The sequence below is a fragment of the Qipengyuania intermedia genome (assembly GCF_019711615.1).
In the GTDB taxonomy this organism is placed as follows: Bacteria; Pseudomonadota; Alphaproteobacteria; order Sphingomonadales; family Sphingomonadaceae; genus Qipengyuania; species Qipengyuania intermedia.
The window spans coordinates 1,022,715-1,037,002 of record NZ_JAIGNS010000001.1 but is presented as its reverse complement, the minus strand read 5'-3'; the positions used below and the strand labels follow the sequence as shown (position 1 = coordinate 1,037,002).

Here is a 14,288-nt window from a genome sequence, read left to right as displayed (position 1 = left end):
TTGGCTTTCTCGAGCGTCAGATATAGCGCGCGGGCATGAGCGGCAAATACGCTACGGAAACGCTTCAGGCGAACGAAAGTGGCATAGCGCGTGCCGCAGCGATTTTGCGCGCCGGCGGGCTCGTCGCAGTGCCGACGGAAACGGTCTATGGCCTCGCGGCGAGGGCGGATAGCGAAGAAGCGGTGGGCCGCATTTACGAGGCGAAGGGCCGACCGAGCTTCAATCCGCTGATCGTCCACGTGCCGTCCGTAGAACGGGCGGAGAGCCTTGCTCTCTTCAGCGCAAAAGCGCGGGAGCTGGCGCAGGACAACTGGCCCGGCCCCCTGACCCTTGTCCTGCCGAAGCGCGAAAGGGCGAGCCTGGCAGCGAGGGTTACCGCCGGACTGCCGACCCTGGCGCTGCGTATGCCCGATCATCCTGTAATGGCGGCCTTGCTCGAAGCGGTCGACTTTCCCCTGGCGGCCCCGTCCGCAAATCGCAGCGGGTTCATCAGCCCGACGAGTGCGAAACATGTGCTTGCCTCCTTGGATGGCCGTATCGATGCGGTGATCGATGGCGGACCCTCGCGGTCGGGCCTGGAATCGACGATCGTCGCGGTGCGGGAGGACGGTAGTTTAGAGCAGCTTCGCCCGGGCCCCATTGAAGTTGCGCCGCGCAACTCGTCCTCCGGCTCCGGAGCCATCGAGGCACCCGGCCAGCTCGCCAGCCACTATGCTCCCGGTAAACCCCTCCGTCTGCATGCCGACGAGCATGCTGCCGACGAGTTCATGATCGGCTTCGGCGCGATAACCGGTGATTGCACGCTCTCCGAGACCGGCAATCTGGAAGAAGCGGCGTCACGACTTTATGCCTGCCTCCACGCAGGCGCTCGGTCGGGCAAACCGCGTATCGCTGTTGCATCCATTCCCGATCGGGAAATCGGTTTGGCGATCAACGACCGCCTGAGGCGCGCCGCAACACCGCCTGATTAGTCGTCTTCAGGTTCGACCGGGATGGTCGGGAGGATTTGTTGCATCTCGGCGTAGGTATCGCGCGCTTCGCTGCAGGCGCGCCGATCGCCTTCTTCGCACTCATCCAGTTGTTTTTCGTACTCGCGTTCCAGCTTGGCCAGGCGCTCCTCGCGACGGCGAATTTCGCGCCCGCGCTTTTCATCGGCTTCCGACTGGCTGGTAGTCGCCAGGTCTACACCTTTGCTCACAACCTTTACGGGAGCGGTCGCAACATCGACGAGTGTACCCACGCAGCCGCTCGTGGAAAGAGCGGCAAGGGGTAGGGAAAAAGTAGCTAGGCGGCGCATGCGAAATCCTTTCGCTCAGCCGCCTAGCCCAAATTCCCTTACCGGGCGATGACTTAGGCTTCGGAATCTTCCGCCTGCGCTTCCGGCGCCGGTTTTGCGCCGCTGCGACATACCAGCTTGCCCGATCCCATCGACGAGACTTCGCATGTTGCGCTGCCGTTGACCGTCACCGTTCCCGATCCGACGATATTCGCCTCGACGGTACCATCGGACGAGAATTCCGCATCGCCCGAACCGGCGACGGTAACTTCCGCGGTGTCGACCTGAAGATTGCTCATCGCGCCCTTGCCGGTTCCGGCAATGGTCATTTCGAGCGACTTGGCGTTGCCGGATGCCTCGAAATCGCCCGAGCCGGCAATCGTCACTTCCAGTTTCTCGGCGTCGATGCTGCCGACCTTGGCGGAGCCGGAACCCGCAATGGTAGCTTCGGCGGGGCCGCTCATCTCGTCGGCTTCGATCGTGCCGGACCCAGCAAGGACCATTGCAGTCAGGCTGGGCACCGTGACCCGAACGGTGGCGGTGCCAAGATTCTTGCCGCTATCCTTTTCACGGCTCACGGCAAGCGAATCCTTGTCGAGGTGGAAGCGCAGCGCGTCAACCGCCGCCTGATCGCCCGAGACTTCGATATCGAGCGCGTCGCCCTTGCTGATGATGATCGTGTCGGGCGAGGCCAAGACGATTTCCGAAGGATTCGCACCTGCCATGTCGACTTCTGCCAGCGGGACGCCTTCGCTATCACCGATGGTGACGTTCACCCCGTCGCATCCAGCGATCAGCGTGCTGGCGGCCAAGGCGGCGACGGGCGCGAGGCCCTTGAGAATTCTGGTCAGCATTGGCGGTTTCCCTCTATTGTCCGCGTTTTCCGTATTGCTTAGGTAATACACTGAGCCCGCGAGTTCAAGGCGAACGAAAAGGGCCGCCCCTTGCGGAGCAGCCCCTTCGTCGAATTCCCGATGGCGTTCGCCGATCAGGCTTCTTCGGTGTTCTCGTAATATTGCGGCGCATGTTCGCGCAGCACATCGAGGATTTTTTCGAGCGCAGTCGCCTCGTCCGTTTCTTCCATCGCGGCGAGTTCGCGAGCGAGGCGGCTCGATGCCGCTTCGAAGATCTGGCGTTCCGAATAGCTTTGTTCCGGCTGGTCGTCCGGACGGAAGAGATCGCGCGTAACTTCGGCGATAAGGACGATTTCGCCCGAGTTGATCTTGGCTTCGTATTCCTGCGCACGGCGCGACCACATGGTGCGCTTCACCTTTGGCTTGCCCTTCAGGGTTTCCATCGCTTCCTTGAGCGTCTTGTCGGAAGACAGCTTGCGCATGCCGATCGATTCGACCTTGTTGACCGGGACACGCAGGGTCATCCGTTCTTTTTCGAAGCGAAGAACATAGAGATCGAGCTGCATTCCGGCGATTTCCTCGCTCTGCAGTTCGATTACACGGCCCACACCGTGCTTGGGGTAAACGACGTAATCGCCAACGTCGAAGGCATCAGCCTTGCTCGCCATGCATCAATCCTTTCAACGGGCCGATCAAGATTCTCGTACTGCGAAAGTCCCTGTCCGCAATCCTCGGCGGAGTGCGGTCAAACGGTCAAAATGCAGAGTGAATGCTCTTCCGGCCCTTTCGATTCTCACATCTGGCCGGGAGCACACCGGCGCAGTTGTTGCATTATATAGCACGGAAAGTGGATTATTGCGAGTCCGAGACGCTTTCGGTCCATCCGGATCGCTGCTTCTGCGAGCGTTGCGCCACCAGTTCCGCCCCGAGAAGCAGGAAGAACCCGCTGGCGTAGAACCAGGTGATCAGGACGATCACGGCGCCCAGTGAACCGTAAGTGGCGTTATAATTACCGAAATTTGCTGCGTAATAGGCAAAGGCCGCTGTCGCTACGATCCAGGTTACTGCGAATAGTACCGCACCGGGCCAGATGACATCCCAGCCGGGCGCGGGCTTGTTGGGTGCGAAACGGTAGAGCAGGGCGGCCGCACCGCTGGCGACGAGCAGGAGGGTCGCGAAACCCGCGATATCGCCGATCGGGCCGGACAAAGCGGCGATGGCGGTAATCACCCCGCCAGCGGCGGCCAGTCCCATGACGCCTGCTATCGTTATTAGCAGCGCAACCAAGTTACCTTTGACGAAGCCGCGCTCTTCCTTCGCGCCGAAAGCGATGTTCAAGCCTGTAATCAAGGCGCGCGCTCCGTTGCGGGCGCCGAACAGGGCAACTGCAAGCGATAGCAGCAAGCCGAATCCCTTCGCCCCGGCCGCCCCCTCGCTCACATTCCTCAACTGATCGCCGATGAGTTCGGCCGCCGATGCGGGCAAATTCTCCGATAGTGTCGCAATATGGCCTGCCACCGTCTCCGGGTTGGCGAAGAGGCCGTAGCCCAGGACCAGCGCGCCGAGTGCAGGCACCAGCGCGAGCAGCGCGTAATGCGCCACACCTGCAGCAATGATGCCGATGTTATTGTCGCTGCCCTTGGACCAGGCGGCTTTCAGATCGTCCAGCAAGTCGATGTCTGGATCAGTCGCCTTCGCCGGGCTCGGGCGAGAAGTACTTGTCGAACTTGCCCTCTTCGCCCTTGTGCTCATCGGCATCTGCGGGCGGTTCTTTCTGGCTGGTGATGTTCGGCCATTCGGCGGAGAACTTGGTGTTCAGCTCCAGCCACTTTTCCAGATTGTCCTCAGTGTCCGGAAGGATGGCTTCGGCCGGGCACTCCGGTTCGCACACGCCGCAGTCGATGCATTCCGACGGGTTGATGACGAGCATGTTCTCGCCCTCGTAGAAGCAGTCGACGGGGCAGACCTCGACGCAATCGGTGTATTTGCATTTGATACAGGCGTCGGTGACGACATAGGTCATGGTGCGATATTTCCCTGTCTCGCAGTGGTCGTGCCGCTGCTATTTCCATTTTGTCCGTCCGGGTCAAGCTCGCGGTAACAAGCCTGGGCTTCTCTTGGGGGTCCGCGGCGATCGGGTAGGGAGAGAACTTCGATCAGCCGCACTGTGTTCCCGAGGGGCAGGGTGAGCACATCGCCCGGCTGGATATCCCGGCCGGACCTGGTGACGCGCTCGCCATTGCGCCGGATGTGACCCTCACCGACCAGCTTGTTCGCAGCGCTGCGCGTTCTCACAAAGCGGAGCAGGCATAACAAGCGATCGATCCGCACGCTCAGCCTTGCTTCATCAGATCGGCAAGTCCGGCGAATGCGCTGCCTTCGCGAGGTTGGACCGGTGCCGGGGCGCTGCGTTGCTGCTTGCGGCGCGAAGGGCGCCACTCCCAGCTGTCGGGACGCGGCGGGCCAAAGGCGGCCTCTGCCAGCGGTCGTGCACGCTGGACCCGGAATCCGGCCTGGCCCAGCAGGCGCTCGGCATTCTTTTCTTCCAGGCCGATCGAGATCGGAAGGGCCAGGTCGAGGCGGAACTTGCGGCTCTTGTCCGCCTTAGCCCTCGCTTCGTGGGCGGAGCGAAAGATCTTTTCTGCAAGGTCGAGCCGGATCGCTTGCGAGCCGGCATGGCGATAGCCCGAAGGCAATTTCTTGGCGTCCGGAATGACCGGGAGCATGGCCTCCTGCAGGGGACGGCGATCAATGCCGAGCGCGCTGAGCAGCTGGCGCGGCGCAGGTTTGAGCAGCATCGGCGAATAAATGTCCAATGCGCCGAACGTCACCCCGATTTTGCGAAGGAATGGCCGCATCTCTTTCGGCAAATGCTCGATCCCGGCTTTCTCCCGCGTGACGAAACCGTGTCCCGAAATCAGGTTCAGCAACAGGGCGCGCGCCTGCGATCCCGCATCGGGGTTGGTCGCGGCGATATGCATCTTGCGCAGCGGTTCGAGCGGCTCGAGCTGCTTGTCGAGCCATGTGTCCAGCGCCGCCATCAGATTGGCCCGCGATGCGTCCGGCAGGCTTGCCAGTTCGCGCGCAGGTTCGAGCTCCGGCTTCACCTGCCCGTCGCGCGTGCGCAATTTCGCAAGCATGTGCCCCTTCCACCGAATGGCTCCGCGCCCCAGTTCGATATCTTCCAGGCTGGAAGCGGCAAGGGCATCGGCCCGTTCGCCGAGCAGGCGCGGAAGGGCCTTTTCGGCGGCGGCCAGCAGCATCTTGCGGTCCGCATGATTGGCCGCGGCATCGACGACGAAGCGGAACCCCTCGACATGGCCCAAGGGCTCGTCCTCGACCTTCAGGATATTGTCTTCGGTCAGAGTTATGGGGAGCATGGATGCGTCCTGTCCCAGCGATTTCATCAGGATAGCCGTCCTTCGGTTCACGAATCTTTCGGTCAGTCGCGCATGGAGCGCGTCCGATAGTTTTGCTTCGACTGCGCGGGCGCGCGACGCCATTTCGTCACGCGCCAGAACCCAGTCCGGGCGCTGGCAGATATAGGCCCAGGAGCGAATCGCGGCGATCCGCCCTTGCAGCGTATCGATGTCGCCTCCGGTGTTGTCGAGTTCCGAGATCCGCGCGGCGACGAAGTCAGCGCCGATATAGCCTCGCTGCAGGTCCTGCCACAGCCGCGCGACAAAGCGCGCGTGAACGTCCGGACCGCGCTGGCGGAAATCGGGTAGCGAGCAGGCCTCCCAGAACCGGCGTACCTGTCCGTGGCCCCGGATGGCGGCGGCGAAGGGCTCTTCGGCGAGGCGCTTCAGCGTCGCAAGATCGATCGCTTCGGGTGCAAGGCGGAGGGCTTCGTGCTGCGGCGGGGTCTCGAGATCGCCGATCAACGTGGCGATGCTGTCAAAACGTGGCTCGGCCTCTCTCCAGAAGAGCTTCGTGATTGGCGCGAAACGGTGCTCCTCGATCGCGTACACCTCTTCCTCGGTAAATTCGGGGGCGGGGCCCATCTTGCCGCCTGCCCCCGCAAGGGTGCCGAAGGTCCCGTCACGTTGGTGGCGGCCTGCACGTCCTGCAATCTGGGCCATCTCGGCTGGATGAAGCCTGCGCATCCGTACCCCGTCGAATTTCGTCAGCCCTGCAAAGGCGACGTGGTTCACATCGAGATTTAGACCCATCCCGATCGCATCGGTCGCTACGATGTAATCCACCTCACCGTTCTGGAACAATTCGACTTGCTTGTTTCGCGTTTCCGGTGACAACGCCCCCATGACGACAGCTGCACCGCCGCGAAACCTGCGGAGCATTTCGGCGACGGCGTAAACCGCTTCGGAGCTGAACGCGACAATCGCGCTGCGCGGCGGCAGGCGCGAAAGTTTTCTCGGTCCAATATGGGTGAGCGTCGAAAAGCGCGGCCTGTCGGATATCTCGGCGTCGGGAACGAGCGCCTTGACCATCGGCTCCAGGGTCGCGGCACCCAGCAGCATGGTTTCTTCACGCCCGCGCGCATTGAGCAGTCGATCGGTAAAGACGTGCCCGCGTTCGCGGTCGGCGGAGAGTTGTGCTTCGTCGAGTGCGACGAAGGCTGCGTCGGGCGAGCGAGGCATGGCCTCCACCGTGCAGCACAGGTACCGCGCCCCCGCGGGCTCGATGCGCTGCTCACCGGTAATGAGCGCGACCGCCTTCTCGCCCTTGATCGCCACAAGGCGGTCATAAACTTCTCGTGCGAGCAGCCTCAGCGGGAAACCGATGACCCCGCTCGAATGCGCGCACATCCGTTCGATGGCGAGGTGGGTCTTGCCGGTGTTGGTGGGCCCGAGGACCGCCTTGATCGAGGCGTCTTTCACGAAACCTAGGTGGCAGTGCGCTGCAGGCTTCGCAACCGCTTGGCCCGCAATACCCGCAATTGGGCGCGAATATCGGCGTTTGGGGGCGAAGTTAAGCGCGCCTTTACCTTGAATCCGGCATAGACTAATCCGAACGGATAGATCGGCGGGCGCGCGGGATCGCGCCAATCGTCGTGACGGAGGAATTCAGGTGCAGGTGTCCACACTGGACAATCCAGAGCAGGCGACGGAGCAGGGCGCGACCGGAGAAAGCGGTCCCGCTACCACTCCCGTGGTGGAGAGCGCGCCGCGGACAGGCAAGTCTGCCAGCTTTTCCCTCGCTACCCTTAAATTCCAGGTTTTCGAGCGCATCGAGAACCTCGACATCGCGCCCGATCTCGGGGCCGACATCGGTTCGAAGCGCTGGTTCAGGGGGCTGGGCACCTTCGTGGGCCTGTCCGTCCTGGCGCTGGCATTCTGGCCCGATTTCGCGCCGCTGGAAGCCGCTTCTCCGCTGCCGGACGACAGCGAAGTGCTGGATGAATATCACAGCCAGGCAATCCTTCCGCTTGCCCTTGGGGCCGATACCGGGCGCCGCATGGGACCGAGCAACCTCGTCCGCCCCCTGGCCGAGGCACCCGAGAGGCCCCAGCTCCAGATGTTGGCGACCCTCGGTTCAGGCGGCAGCTTCGAGCGGACGCTGCTGCGCGCGGGTGTAGGGCGCGCGGAGGCGCAGGACGTGCTGTCGCTGGTAGAACGCGCCATGCCGGTCAGTGAGCTGGAGCCCGGCACCCAGATCGATATCACCCTGGGCCGTCGGCCCGCTCCGGGTGCTTCACGTCCGCTGGAAGAGCTGAAATTCCGTGCGCGTTTCGACCTCGAGCTGGCAGTAAGTCGGCTGGATCCCGGCGCAGACCTGACCCTGTCGCGCAAGATCATCCGGGTCGACGAGACGCCGCTGCGTATCCGTGGGACAGTTGGCGACAGCCTGTACCGCTCGGCCCGCGCTGCCGGCGCACCCGCGAGCGCGATCCAGGCCTATCTCAAGGCACTGTCAGCACAGGTCAGTCTGGACAGCGAGGTTCGCGAGACCGACACGTTCGACATGATCCTGTCGCATCGCCGCGCCGCCACGGGTGAGCGCCAGGCCGGGCAGCTCCTGTTTGCTGGTCTCGAGCGCGGATCGCGCCAGCCGATCCAGCTGATGCGCTGGGGCAAGGACGGGCAATTCTACGAGGCATCGGGCGTAGGCGAAGAGCGCGGCGGGCTGGTGGCACCGGTCCCGGGCCGGATGAGCTCGAGTTACGGCATGCGGCGCCACCCGATCCTCGGTTATCGCAGGATGCATGCCGGGGTCGACTTCAAGGCACGACATGGAACGCCAATCGTCGCTGTAACCGACGGCCGGGTTACCGGGGCGGGCCGTATGGGCGGCTGCGGCAATGCCGTACGACTGCGTCACGGCAATGGCATCGACACGCGCTATTGCCACATGAGCCGGATCGCGGTGCGCGGCGGCCAATCGGTCAAGCGCGGACAGGTCATCGGCTATGTCGGGTCGACCGGCCTTTCGACCGGACCGCATCTTCACTACGAGATGTATCGCGGCGGCCGCTCGGTCAATCCGGCCTCTGTGAAGTTCGTCACGCGTGCGCAGCTTTCGGGTGAGGAGTTGCAGAAATTCCGCGACGCCTTGCGCAAGATCAAAACGGTCGAGGCGGGCGCGGCGCTGGAAGATCTCGCCCCTACTGCCGACGAAGCGGCGCAGGAGGCACCGAAGCGGGAAATCGACAAGCTCAACGCGCCCAAGCCGGTGTCCTGAGATTGAACCGTCAAGGCATTTGCGACACAGGGGCCACATGACGATCAACGCATCCTATCCAGCCACACGCATGCGCCGCACACGAGCTCACGACTGGAGCCGCCGTATGCAGCGCGAGACCGTGCTGACGACCGACGACCTTATCTGGCCACTCTTCGTCACCCAAGGTAGCGGCGTCGAAGATCCCGTCAAAAGCCTGCCGGGTGTTTCCCGCTGGTCGGTCGACGGGATCGCGCAGCGCGCCCGCGAAGCCGTCGAGCTTGGCATTCCATGCATCGCCCTGTTTCCCAACACGCCTTCCGGCAAACGAAGCGAAGACGGTGCGGAAGCGTTCAATCCCGACAATCTGATGTGCCGGGCGATCAAGGCCGTGCGCGATGCCTGCGGGACCGACATCGGCATCCTGACCGACGTCGCGCTCGACCCTTACACCAGCCACGGTCAGGACGGCCTTGTCGATGAGACCGGATATGTCCTGAACGATGACACCGTCGCGGTCCTCGTCGACCAGGCACTGGTCCAGGCCGAAGCGGGGGCGGATATCGTCGCTCCGTCCGACATGATGGACGGCCGCGTGAAAGCCATTCGCATGGCGCTCGAGATGAACGGACACCCCAATGTCCAGATCATGAGCTATGCGGCGAAGTACGCCTCGGCTTTCTATGGCCCGTTCCGTGACGCCGTGGGATCCGGCGGACTGCTGAAAGGCGACAAGAAGAGCTACCAGATGGATCCGGCCAATGGCGACGAGGCCCTGCGGGAAATCGCGCTCGACATTGCCGAAGGTGCGGACAGCGTCATGGTCAAACCCGGTCTCGCCTACCTCGATGTGATCTGGCGGGCGAAACAGGCGTTCGGCGTACCTGTCTATGCCTATCAGGTCAGCGGTGAATACGCGCTGATCGAGGCTGGCGCTGCAGCGGGCATCGGGGACCGCGATGCCCTGCTCATGGAGAAGCTGGTCGCGTTCAAGCGCGCAGGCTGTTCCGGCGTGCTGACCTATCACGCGCCGGTGGCGGCAAGGCTGCTCAATGGCTGAAGCGGGCAGCGCATCACGCCGCTGGCTTTTCACCCTCACCATACTCGTGGGCAGCTTCTTGCTGTTCATGGTGCAACCGATGGTTGCCCGCATGGCACTGCCGCGTCTCGGCGGAGCGCCAAACGTCTGGAACAGCGCCATGCTGGTCTACCAGGCGCTGCTTCTCGCCGGGTACGCCTACGCGCACTTCATCGGCAGGTTCACGATAAGGCGGCAAGCGATCGTCCACGTGACCCTGCTCGTCCTCGCCGGCCTGACCTTGCCGCTCGCCCTGACAACTGCAGGCGCCGCCTCGCCGGGCTGGGAAGTCGTCTGGGTGCCATGGCTCTTCCTGTTGACCGTGGGCCCCGTGTTCTTCGCCGTGTCGGCACAGGCACCGCTGATGCAAAGCTGGTATGCGGCAGGAGACGGGGCAGGCGATCCCTACCCGCTTTATGCCGCCAGCAATCTGGGCAGCTTCGGCGGCCTGCTTGCCTACCCGCTCCTGGTAGAGCCCATCCTGCCTCTAGGCGAGCAAAGCCAGCTCTGGGCGGTCGGATATGGCGCCCTGGTCCTGCTGGTCGCGAGCGTCGCCCTCGCGCGGCGCAAGGCGGTTGCCGTAACCCATGTCGCCGAAGAGCCTCGCACGGCAATCAAGGGCTCCACGATTGCGTTCTGGCTGATCCTGTCCGCCGTACCGTCCGGCCTCATGCTCTCGACCACCACATTCCTTACGACCGACATTATGGCGATGCCGCTGTTGTGGGTGATCCCGCTCGGCCTTTACCTGCTCTCCTTCTCGATAGCCTTTGCGGAAAACAGGACACTGGCCCGGTTGTTCGTGCTGGCTGCGCCGGTCCTCGTGCCGCTATGCGCCGCGCTGTCGATCGGCGAGAAAGCGGATCTCGGCGTCACCGCCGGGATTGCCACGATCGCCTTGCTTTTCATCGGTGCCGTCGCGCTTCATTCGCGTCTTTATTCCCTACGTCCGCCCGCGAGCGAGCTAACGCGCTTCTACCTCTTCATGTCGCTGGGCGGCGTAATCGGCGGAGCCTTTACCGCCTTGTTCGCTCCGCTTCTCTTCGACTGGACCTGGGAACATCCGATCCTGATCCTCGCGCTGGTGGCGCTCTTGCCGCTGGAGGGCTGGAAACCGCTCTTCGAACGGATCCAGATCCGCCAGGCATTTATCCGTACAGGGCTGGTCGTGGCCGTCTTCGGCGTCATGATGGTCACCGGCCTCACGACGCAGATTGCCCTCAGCACCGTGGGAGACAGGACGCGCAGCTACTTCGGGATATATACGGTTGCCGAGCCGGAGGACGGTACGCGCTGGCTCATACATGGCACCACTACCCATGGAATGCAGGTCGACGGAAGCACACAGCCAACGACCTATTACGGGCGCAATTCCGGCGTTGGCCGGGTGTTGACCCGGGCACCGGAACTGTTCGGCGACGATGCGCGGATCGGCGTGGTCGGTCTCGGTGTCGGGACGCTCGCCTGTTATCGCCAGCCGGGGCAGCAATGGACCTATTTCGAGATCGACCCTGCGGTTCTCGACTATTCGACCCGGGGGCAATTCACCTATCTTTCCGAATGCACGCCCGATGCCCGAACGATCATCGGGGATGCGCGTCTCGAGCTTGCGGCCCTGCCGGACGGCGCTTTCGATGTGCTCGTGATCGACGCGTTTTCGTCCGATTCCATTCCGCTTCACCTGCTCACCCGCGAAGCGATCGCAGTTTACCGGCGGGTGATGCAGCCGGACGGCGTGCTGCTCATCCATATCAGCAATCGCTTCATCCAGCTTCAACCGGTGATCGAGGCCTTGGCCCGCGATGCGGGGCTATCCGCCACCATTCGCAACGATATGGAAGACAAGAGCGCGCGCACGTTCACCTCCGGCTGGATCGCGCTCAGCGCCGACGCTTCCAAATTCGAGCGCATCACTGCGCAGGAAGGCTGGGAGCCGCTTGGCGAGCCTGCCGACAGACTCTGGACCGACGATTACGCATCGGTCCTCCCGCATCTCAAAATCAAGCTAGTAGAGTGAGCGGTATCTCGTTCCGGCACGAGACAGAGAGACTGGTCCTGCGCGACTGGACCGACGCGGACTGGCCACTTTTCTGGGAGGTCACCAATACGCCGTCGGTCATGCGCTGGCTGGGCGGGGTGTGCGACGATGAGAAGCGCGCGGCAGCGCAAGGCCGGCTGCTTTCCTATGAGAAAGAGTACGGCCACACTTTCTGGGTCATCGAGCGCAAGGAAGACGGTGCAATACTCGGTTTTTGCGGCCTGAAGCGCTGCAACCAGGCGGGCGGCCCCGTCGGCATGATGGAGGTCGGCTGGCGGCTGCGCGAAGATGCGTGGGGCAAGGGCTATGCAAAAGAAGCCGCCATCGCGTCGCTCGACCTCGCTTTCTCCCGCTTCGGTGCGGGGGAAGTGATCGCGCTGACCGTCCGGGGCAATTCGTCCAGCTGGGGCCTGATGGAGCGGCTCGGGATGAAACGGCGCGAAGACCTCGATTTCGCGAATGATGAGTTCGACAAGCAGAATCCCGTAATCATCGTCTATTCTATCGACAAGGACAGCTGGCGTGGCTGACATCATTGCCGAGACCGAGCGCCTCGTGTTGCGGACCATCGAGGAGAGTGACGCCGCAGAGCAAATGCGCGTTCTCAATACGCCTGCGGTCATGGCGCGGCTGGGCGGTGTAAAGGAATTGCACGAGATCGAGGCGAAGCATGCCAAGGCGCAGGCGCTCTATTCTCGGCACGGTTTCGGCTTCCTGATGATGATCGAAAAGGAAACAGGCGATCTTGTCGGGCATTGCGGCATCAAGCAGGTCGATAGCCCCCTCGCGCCAAACCGGGGTGATTTCGAAGTGGGCTGGCTGGTGCGCGAAGACCGGTGGAGGCGTGGCTACGCGCGGGAAGGGATGGAAGCAGTTCTCCAATGGGCATTCGGCCGGGTCGACGCACCGCATGTTGTCGCCTTGACGAGCGAGGCCAATGTGGGAAGCTGGAAACTGATGGAAAAGCTCGGCATGACGCGGCGCAGCGATCTCGATTTCGACGATCCGGATTACCCGCCCGAAGACCGGCGCGTGATCCAGTACAGCCTGACCCGCGAGGAATGGGAGAAGAAACAATGAACCGCCCCGGCGTGAATATCGTGCCGATCCACGGCAAGACCCCGAAGATCGACGAAAGCGCATTCATTGCGCCCGGCTGCACGATCATCGGGGACGTGACGATCGGCGCGGAAAGCTCGATCTGGTACAATTGCGTACTGCGCGCAGATGTAAGCCGCATCGTCATCGGGGAGCGGACCAATGTGCAGGATGGCAGCGTGCTGCACTGCGACCCCGAACGTCCCGGTGATCCCGACGGCAGCCCGCTGATCATCGGCGACGACGTCCTCATTGGCCACATGGCCATGATCCACGGTTGCGTGATCGAGAACCGGGGTTTCGTCGGGTTGGGCGCAATCGCGATGAACAAGGCCGTGATCGGCAGCGATGCCATGCTCGCCGCGGGCGCCATGCTCACCGAAGGCAAGGTCATGGGAGAGCGCGAATTGTGGGGCGGCCGCCCTGCGCGAAAGATGCGCGATCTCGACGATGCGGCAATCGCCGGAATGCGCATGGGCGTCGTACATTATGCGGAAAACGCGAAGGCGCACGCCGCCGCCGTCGATGCCGCGACCCAAGGCTGATTTCCCGGACAGCGCAGAGTTGCAAGCTCTCGTCGCGGACGGGCACCTGCGCGTGCGGGTCACGCCCGGTGCCCGCAGCGATAGCATTGTCATCGACGGCGAGCGCGTACTGGTGAAAGTACGCGCCAAGCCGACTGATGGCGACGCGAACGCCTCGGTCGAAAAGCTGGTGGCGCGCGCCCTTGGAGTGCCAACGTCACTCTGTCGGATTGTGCGCGGCGCGACTTCTCGCGAGAAAGTGCTCGAAATTCTGCGGATTTAGCGCGAGAAGCGGGAGGCGCTGCGTGTGGATAACTCTCCCGCCCGACTCGTGAATCGCGCCACCACCGGGAATCATGTGATTTGACATGAAATGGGAGGCCGAGTCGGAACCTCGGCCCCCCGGATCATTCCGCCTCGAATTTGCAGTCGTCGGCGGGCATGAGCTCTGGTGAGCGGGGTTCACGTTACCCCGCGTGTTCAGGAGGTCAAGGCGATTGCGTCAGTTGGAAGGACACAATCATCATGGCTACCGTTCTTGTTACCTACGACCTGTGCGCGCCGGGTCGAAACTATGCCCCTCTGCATAACTATTTGAAGCAATACACCCACTGCAAGGGCTTGGAATCCGTGTGGGTCCTGGACACGTTGAAGAGTCCAGGGACCATCCGCGATGAATTGAAGGCCTTGATCGACAAGAATGACAAGGTCTTCGTCGTTCGCATTACGAGGGAGTGGGCGTCATACAATTACAGCTGCGGCGACTGGCTCAATAAGCCGGAACGCAGTTTCTAAGATT

The 14,288-nt window shown here is 62.8% G+C and carries 16 protein-coding genes; 9 read left to right on the top strand and 7 right to left on the bottom strand.

What is annotated here, in order from left to right:
* Positions 1-35 precede the first annotated feature (35 nt).
* Positions 36-971: an L-threonylcarbamoyladenylate synthase gene (locus K3179_RS05130; RefSeq protein ID WP_221562762.1), complete on the top strand. Its 936-nt coding sequence runs from the start codon at positions 36-38 to the stop codon at positions 969-971.
* Here K3179_RS05130 and K3179_RS05125 read toward each other — a convergent pair.
* The 7 genes from K3179_RS05125 to K3179_RS05095 form a co-directional block, all read right to left on the bottom strand.
* Entirely contained in the window at positions 968-1,297 is a 330-nt protein-coding gene (locus tag K3179_RS05125; protein ID WP_221562761.1) for a hypothetical protein, read from the bottom strand. The two genes, K3179_RS05130 and K3179_RS05125, sit on opposite strands and share 4 nt — an antisense overlap.
* A 53-nt stretch (positions 1,298-1,350) precedes the next feature.
* Positions 1,351-2,130: a head GIN domain-containing protein gene (locus K3179_RS05120; protein ID WP_221562760.1), complete on the bottom strand. Its 780-nt coding sequence runs from the start codon at positions 2,128-2,130 to the stop codon at positions 1,351-1,353.
* 134 nt (positions 2,131-2,264) lie between these two features.
* Positions 2,265-2,798 (bottom strand): CarD family transcriptional regulator, encoded by a 534-nt coding sequence (locus K3179_RS05115; RefSeq protein WP_221562759.1) that lies wholly within the window; start codon positions 2,796-2,798, stop codon positions 2,265-2,267.
* 184 nt (positions 2,799-2,982) lie between these two features.
* Entirely contained in the window at positions 2,983-3,801 is an 819-nt protein-coding gene (locus K3179_RS05110) for a YihY/virulence factor BrkB family protein (protein ID WP_221562758.1), read from the bottom strand.
* 13 nt (positions 3,802-3,814) lie between these two features.
* Entirely contained in the window at positions 3,815-4,153 is a 339-nt protein-coding gene (gene fdxA / locus K3179_RS05105) for a ferredoxin FdxA (protein ID WP_040964444.1), read from the bottom strand.
* On the bottom strand, positions 4,150-4,461 hold the full coding sequence (locus tag K3179_RS05100) for an RNA-binding S4 domain-containing protein (protein ID WP_221562757.1): 312 nt from the start codon (positions 4,459-4,461) through the stop codon (positions 4,150-4,152). Before K3179_RS05100 ends, fdxA begins: the two co-directional genes overlap by 4 nt.
* A gap of 2 nt (positions 4,462-4,463) precedes the next feature.
* Entirely contained in the window at positions 4,464-6,971 is a 2,508-nt protein-coding gene (locus K3179_RS05095; protein WP_221562756.1) for a helicase-related protein, read from the bottom strand.
* A 196-nt stretch (positions 6,972-7,167) separates the two neighbouring features.
* Here K3179_RS05095 and K3179_RS05090 point away from each other — a divergent pair, with 196 nt between their 5' ends.
* The 8 genes from K3179_RS05090 (at position 7,168) to K3179_RS05055 (ending at position 14,284) form a co-directional block, all read left to right on the top strand.
* Positions 7,168-8,772 (top strand): peptidoglycan DD-metalloendopeptidase family protein, encoded by a 1,605-nt coding sequence (locus tag K3179_RS05090; protein WP_345722095.1) that lies wholly within the window; start codon positions 7,168-7,170, stop codon positions 8,770-8,772.
* Between the two features lie 37 nt (positions 8,773-8,809).
* Positions 8,810-9,811, top strand: coding sequence for a porphobilinogen synthase (gene hemB, locus K3179_RS05085; RefSeq protein WP_221562755.1), 1,002 nt, complete (start codon positions 8,810-8,812; stop codon positions 9,809-9,811).
* Positions 9,804-11,846, top strand: a complete 2,043-nt coding sequence (locus K3179_RS05080) for a fused MFS/spermidine synthase (RefSeq protein WP_221562754.1) — start codon at positions 9,804-9,806, stop codon at positions 11,844-11,846. The genes hemB and K3179_RS05080 overlap by 8 nt, the downstream gene beginning before the upstream one ends.
* The gene (locus K3179_RS05075; RefSeq protein ID WP_345722092.1) at positions 11,843-12,397 is read left to right on the top strand and encodes a GNAT family N-acetyltransferase; all 555 of its coding nucleotides are present in this window, start codon (positions 11,843-11,845) and stop codon (positions 12,395-12,397) included. The genes K3179_RS05080 and K3179_RS05075 overlap by 4 nt, the downstream gene beginning before the upstream one ends.
* Positions 12,390-12,947, top strand: a complete 558-nt coding sequence (locus tag K3179_RS05070; RefSeq protein ID WP_221562753.1) for a GNAT family N-acetyltransferase — start codon at positions 12,390-12,392, stop codon at positions 12,945-12,947. Before K3179_RS05075 ends, K3179_RS05070 begins: the two co-directional genes overlap by 8 nt.
* Complete coding sequence (locus tag K3179_RS05065; RefSeq protein ID WP_221562752.1) at positions 12,944-13,510, top strand: gamma carbonic anhydrase family protein; 567 nt, start codon at positions 12,944-12,946, stop codon at positions 13,508-13,510. Before K3179_RS05070 ends, K3179_RS05065 begins: the two co-directional genes overlap by 4 nt.
* Entirely contained in the window at positions 13,491-13,772 is a 282-nt protein-coding gene (locus tag K3179_RS05060) for a DUF167 domain-containing protein (protein ID WP_221562751.1), read from the top strand. The genes K3179_RS05065 and K3179_RS05060 overlap by 20 nt, the downstream gene beginning before the upstream one ends.
* Before the next feature lie 242 nt (positions 13,773-14,014).
* Positions 14,015-14,284, top strand: a complete 270-nt coding sequence (locus tag K3179_RS05055) for a hypothetical protein (RefSeq protein ID WP_221562750.1) — start codon at positions 14,015-14,017, stop codon at positions 14,282-14,284.
* Positions 14,285-14,288 lie beyond the last annotated feature (4 nt).